Origin of the sequence: Pseudomonas sp. 2822-15, from assembly GCF_002742515.1 — a bacterium.
Lineage (GTDB): Bacteria > Pseudomonadota > Gammaproteobacteria > Pseudomonadales > Pseudomonadaceae > Aquipseudomonas > Aquipseudomonas salomonii.
Genome location: NZ_LJRY01000054.1, coordinates 1 through 299, shown reverse-complemented (window position 1 = coordinate 299; position 299 = coordinate 1). Strand labels below are relative to the sequence as shown.

The following is a 299-nucleotide window of genomic DNA, read 5'->3' as shown; positions in this document are numbered from 1 at the left end:
CATATGGGGAGGAACAGGACCATGCCATTGTCTCATAGAGAAACTCAAGTTTGGAATGAAATAGAGGTGTGGGAAAGCAGTCAGTTTTTAGAAAAAGGAACAGATTTTACTCTTACTTATCAAAAATGGATAAATTCAAGATTGAACAAAATTAGAGGACAGACGTCGAAAAAAATGTTGTCAAAGTTGGACAGTATATTATTCCATTTGCAAGCAGTAGTTCAACAAGGTCGCTTTGATCAACAAGCAAAAGAAAACATCTTTTCACAAGCAAGAATTTTTCGTTCAGATATTTATTC

General features: G+C 34.4%; 1 protein-coding gene. It reads left to right on the top strand.

The annotated features are described in order from the left end of the window. Positions 1-21: 21 nt before the first annotated feature. On the top strand, positions 22-299 hold a 278-nt coding region (locus AOA59_RS31855; protein WP_218212173.1), incomplete at its 3' end, for a hypothetical protein.